Origin of the sequence: Actinotalea sp. C106, from assembly GCF_023630195.1 — a bacterium.
Lineage (GTDB): Bacteria > Actinomycetota > Actinomycetes > Actinomycetales > Cellulomonadaceae > Actinotalea.
Genome location: NZ_JALPKN010000246.1, coordinates 1 through 4,721, shown reverse-complemented (window position 1 = coordinate 4,721; position 4,721 = coordinate 1). Strand labels below are relative to the sequence as shown.

General features: G+C 73.4%; 6 protein-coding genes. 5 read left to right on the top strand and 1 reads right to left on the bottom strand.

The genetic code is table 11. The annotated features are described in order from the left end of the window. From L0B03_RS14080 to L0B03_RS14060, 5 genes are all read left to right on the top strand, one after another. Positions 1-1,086: sensor histidine kinase (locus L0B03_RS14080; RefSeq protein WP_250446856.1), on the top strand; the 1,086-nt coding region annotated here is incomplete at its 5' end. Beyond that, positions 1,083-1,778 (top strand): response regulator transcription factor, encoded by a 696-nt coding sequence (locus L0B03_RS14075; RefSeq protein WP_250446854.1) that lies wholly within the window; start codon positions 1,083-1,085, stop codon positions 1,776-1,778. The genes L0B03_RS14080 and L0B03_RS14075, both read left to right, overlap by 4 nt. A 271-nt stretch (positions 1,779-2,049) precedes the next feature. Continuing rightward, complete coding sequence (locus tag L0B03_RS19615) at positions 2,050-3,243, top strand: histidine kinase (RefSeq protein ID WP_250446852.1); 1,194 nt, start codon at positions 2,050-2,052, stop codon at positions 3,241-3,243. Next, the gene (locus tag L0B03_RS14065) at positions 3,240-3,890 is read left to right on the top strand and encodes a response regulator transcription factor (RefSeq protein WP_250446850.1); all 651 of its coding nucleotides are present in this window, start codon (positions 3,240-3,242) and stop codon (positions 3,888-3,890) included. The genes L0B03_RS19615 and L0B03_RS14065 overlap by 4 nt, the downstream gene beginning before the upstream one ends. A gap of 144 nt (positions 3,891-4,034) precedes the next feature. Then, the gene (locus L0B03_RS14060) at positions 4,035-4,400 is read left to right on the top strand and encodes an HNH endonuclease (RefSeq protein WP_250446848.1); all 366 of its coding nucleotides are present in this window, start codon (positions 4,035-4,037) and stop codon (positions 4,398-4,400) included. 123 nt (positions 4,401-4,523) lie between these two features. Here L0B03_RS14060 and L0B03_RS14055 read toward each other — a convergent pair. Beyond that, the coding region (locus L0B03_RS14055) for a hypothetical protein (protein ID WP_250446847.1) at positions 4,524-4,721 on the bottom strand (198 nt) is incomplete at its 5' end.

Below are 4,721 nucleotides of genomic sequence, written 5' to 3'. Positions count from 1 at the left end.
GGCCTGTGGCGACGGGCGCCGACCGCCGCGCTGGCCGTGGCCTGGGTGACGCTCATGGCGCAGGTGGCCGGGGACGTGCCGCCCCTGCTCACCCAGGCGTCGGTGGCCCTGGTCGCGTACGGGACGGCGCGCTGGGGCCGGCACGCCGTCGTGGTGGCTGGCGGCCTCTCCCTCCCGCTGGCCGTCCTGGCCGGGCTCGGGGTCCTGCACTCGGGGCTCTACCTGCCCGCGGCCACCGGCACCGTGAGTCAGGTCGCGGTCCCTCTCGGTCAGGTGGTTCACGCCCTCGAGGTCGATGCCGTCGGGGTGACGACGGTGCTGCTGGCCACCACCGGGCTGCTGGTCATCGGCCTGCCCTGGGGGGCCGGCGTCATCGTGCGCAGCTTGCAGCGCGCGCGCCGCTCCCAGGAGATGGCCCGGGCCGCGGCGGCACGAGAGGCCGAGACCGCCGAGGTCGCGCTGCTGCGCAGCCAGCAGGCGCAGCTGGCCGCCGACGTGCACGACGTGGTGGGCCACTCTCTCGCGGTGATCCTCGCCCAGGCGGAGTCCGGCCAGTACCTGCCCGACGACGACCCGGCGCGGCTCAAGCGCACCTTGTCGGTCATCGCGACCTCTGCCCGGGCGTCCCTGGTGGACGTGCGCGACGTCCTGCGCGTCGTGCACGACCCCGCGACCGGACCGGGCACGGCACAGGCCGGCGATCTGGACGACCTGCTCGCCGGTGCCAGGCGCAGTGGGCACCCGGTGGTGCTGGCTGAGACCGGCCGGCCCCGAGCGATGGCCCCGGACGTGGCCGACGTCGCCTACCGGGTCCTGCAGGAGATGCTGACCAACGCGCTGCGGCACGGACGCCCAGGCGCCCCCCTCCAGGTGGACCGGGCCTGGGGCGACGAGCTGCAGCTGGCTGTCACGAACCACCGTCCGTCCCCGGAGCAGACGGATCCTGCTCCTCCGGAACCGGCGCCCGGCAGCGGCCAAGGGCTGCCGGGGATGCGGAGACGTCTGGCCTCGATCGGCGGTCGGCTGGACGTCGCAGCCAGCACCACCACGTGGACCACCACTGCTCACCTGCCGGTCCACGAGTGACCGGGGAAGCAGGCAGCATCCCGTCGGACGCCCCGTCGTCGATCAAGGTGCTGCTCGTCGACGACCAGGAGCTCTTCCGCGAGGGCGTGCGCGTCATCGTCGACGCGCAGCCCGGTATGCACGTCGTCGGGACGGCAGCCGACGGGCACCAGGCCGTCCGGATGGCTGCCGAGCTGCACCCCGACGTCGTCCTGATGGACCTGCAGATGCCGGTGGTCGACGGCGTGGAGGCCACCCGGCGGTTGCTGGCACCGGACCTGGTCGCGGGGAGGACCGCCCCGCTCCGGGTCGTGGTGCTGACCACCTTCGACCTCGACGACCGCGCGGCCACGGCCATCCGCCACGGGGCCAGCGGCTTCCTGCTGAAGACCACCACGCCCGTCCAGCTGGCCGACGCCATCCGCACGGTGCACGCCGGCAACGCCGTCCTGGCCCCCCACGACCTCATCGCGCTGCTCGACAACCACCGCGCCCCCCGTGACGAGCTCCCCCGCAGCTACCAGCGGCTCACGGAGAAGGAACGCGACGTCCTCGTCGCGGTGGCGCGCGGCCTGTCCAACGCCGAGATGGCCCAGGAGTTCTTCCTCGCCGAGTCCACGATCAAGACCCACGTCGGTGCGGTGCTCCGCAAGCTGGGCCTCCGCGACCGGGTTCAGGTGGTCGTCTTCGCCCACCGACACGGCCTCACCTGACGCGGAGCTCGCGCTCGCGCTCCTCGCACCGGCTGACGGCCGGCGAACCCGCGGGCCGAGGTCGCGGCCTTCCCCGCCTCGGGGTGGCTCGTCGTCGTCTCGACCACCGAGGCGTCATCGTCTCCGCCTCAAGGCGGAGGTCTGCTCCGTCGGGCGGCCCTGGCGCGGGCCTTCGTCGCGGGACAAGATCGAATGCATGGCGACATTGCTCAAGAAGGAGCCGTCCGGCGCTACCGCTCCGATCAGGGGGCCGGAGCGGTGGCGCCGGTGGATGGCACCGACGATCCATGCGGTCGTGGTCGGTGGACTCCTGTGGATCACGTCGCCTGGGTACGTCCTTCCTGTCTCGCCCGAGGGGTATGCGGGGCAGCTTCCCGGGGCCGCGGCACTCGTGGGTGTGGCCGGTGTGGCCTCCGTGGGCGGGATCCTGCTGGCGCGGTGGCGACCCTGGTGGGCGGCTCTCCTGCCGCTGGCACCGTTCCTGCTGCTGCCGTGGACTGGCTGGTTCGTCTGGGGCTGGTTCGCCGCGCTGGTGTCGATCGCGTCGATCGCGGCCCTGGACGGCCTCAGGCGTGCCCTGGTGCCCACCGTCGCGGCTGTCGGTGTCGCGCTGGTCTACAGCACGAGCACGGTCCACGCGCTCCTGCCCATCGGCCCGGTCACCTCGGGCCGCCAGACCCCGGCGGGGGCCAGCGCCACGTCCTGGCTGGGCCTGGACTCCCGGGTCGGGCCCGTGCTCGTCGCCTACGTCGTGGCGATCCTTGCCGTGGTCGGCGTCAGCTGGGCCGTCGGCGGGGCACGCCGTGCGCGCGAAGCCAGAGCTGCTGCCGAGCGCTCCGAGCATCGTGCGATGACGGTCGAGTCGACGGCCGCTGAGCGCGCCCGACTGGCCCGCGACCTGCACGACGTCGTCGCCCACCACGTCTCCCTGGTCGCTGTGCGCGCGGAGAGCGCTCCGTTCCAGCACCCGACCCTCGACCCCGAGGCGCGAACGGTGCTCGCCGCGATCGCGCAGGACGCGCGTGCCGCCCTCGGCGAGCTGCGACAGGTCCTCACGGTGCTGCAGCGCGCCGAGGGTGCGGCGGCCGAGCGTGCACCCCAGCCCGGCGTGACCGAGCTCGGCGCACTCGTCTCCGACGCCCGGTCGGCGGGGCAGGTCGTCGAGGTCGTCGGCGCGGCGGGCGATGTGCCGGCCGCACCGGGATATGTCCTCTACCGGGCCGTGCAGGAGGGCCTCAGCAACGCCCGACGGCACGCTCCCGAGGCGTCGGTGCGGCTCGAGTGGCGCAGACCCGACGGGCGCGTCGGTCTCACGATGACGAACCTCAGCGGCCAGGACGGGCCGCCGGGCCGAGGCTTGCTCGGCATGCGCGAGCGGGTGGAAGCGCTCGGCGGGACCCTGCACGCAGGACGGTCCAACGGGACGTTCGTGCTGGAGGTCGAGCTCCCGGTGGACGAGTCGTGACCACTGTGGTGGTGGCGGACGACCAGCCCGTCGTCCGCCACGGCCTGGCCGCGATGATCGGCGCCGCCGAGGGGCTCGAGGTGATCGGTCAGGCCGCGGACGGCGAGGAGCTGGTCAGCCTGGTCGCCGCCACGTCCCCGGACGTCGCAGTGGTGGATGTGCGCATGCCACGGCTCGACGGGATCGGTGCCACCAGGCGCATCGTCGCGACAGATGGGACGACCCGGGTCCTCATCCTCACCACCTTCGACATCGACGAGTACGTTTACGACGCACTACGTGCCGGGGCCAGCGGCTTCCTGCTCAAGGACGTGCCCGCCGAGCGGCTCGTCGAGGCGGTGCGGCTCGTGGCCGACGGGTCGATGCTGCTCGGGCCGCAGGTCACCCGGCGGCTCGTGGCTGACGTCGCAGCTCGCCGGGGGACACCGACTGCGGTCCCGGGCATCGACGAGCTGACTGCTCGCGAGCGCGAGGTCGTGCTCGCCGTCGCCCGTGGACTGTCCAACGCGGAGATCGCCGCCGAGCTCTACCTCGGTGAACCGACCGTGAAGTCTCACGTCTCGGAGGCGCTGCGGAAGACGCGCTGCCGCGACCGGGTGCAGCTCGTGGTTGCGGCCTACGAGTCGGGACTCGTGACGCCGGGCTGAGCCCAGGTTCGCCTGAGCCGAGGTTCGCCTGAGCCGAGGGGCAGGCGCTGACCCCGGAGGAGATCGCCGGCATCGAGATGTCCGTCGCGACGATGATCACCCCGTTGGCCTCGATCACCCTGTAGGTGCACCTACCCTTCGACCATGGTGGTCAACCGGAGCCGTCGGGCGCGCTACGCCCGGCGCCGCAGCCGTCGGGTGGCCGCCGTCGTGAACGACCTCAGCCCCGAGCAGTGGGAGGCGCTGACGACGGCGTGGGGCGGGTGCGCGTACTGCGGGGCCACCGGTGTGCCGCTGCAACGCGACTGCGTGCAGCCGATCTCCCGCGGCGGGCGGTACACCCTCGACAACATCGCGCCGGCCTGCGCCTCGTGCAACGCGAGCAAGTGCAACGACGAGGTCACCGGGTGGCTGCGCCGCAAGCGGCTCGACGAGCGGACCTTCCTCGAACGGCACGTCCAGATCCAGGCGGAGCTCCGGCTCCGCTACCGCGTCGCCCCGGACGCCTGACGGCGCCCCCGAACACCTGGCGCCGCCCCCGTCCGCCAGACGGCACAGAGCTGCCCGGTGAGCTGGACGCTCACCGGGCAGCTCTACTGCTGGGCCTGAAGGCTCAGCGCTGGGACTGAGGACTCAGCGCGCCGACGGGCGATACTTGCCCCCGCCCTGGTGCTTGCCGCCGTCGTGCTTGCCCTGGCGGTCGCCCTTGCCCTTGCCCTCGTGCTTGCCGCCGCGGTCGTGCTTGCCCTTGCCGTCGTGCGGCTGCAGTCCGGGCGGTCCGGCGCACCGGCCGGGCCCCGGCTTGCCCGCGTGGGGAGGGGGACCGGGCTT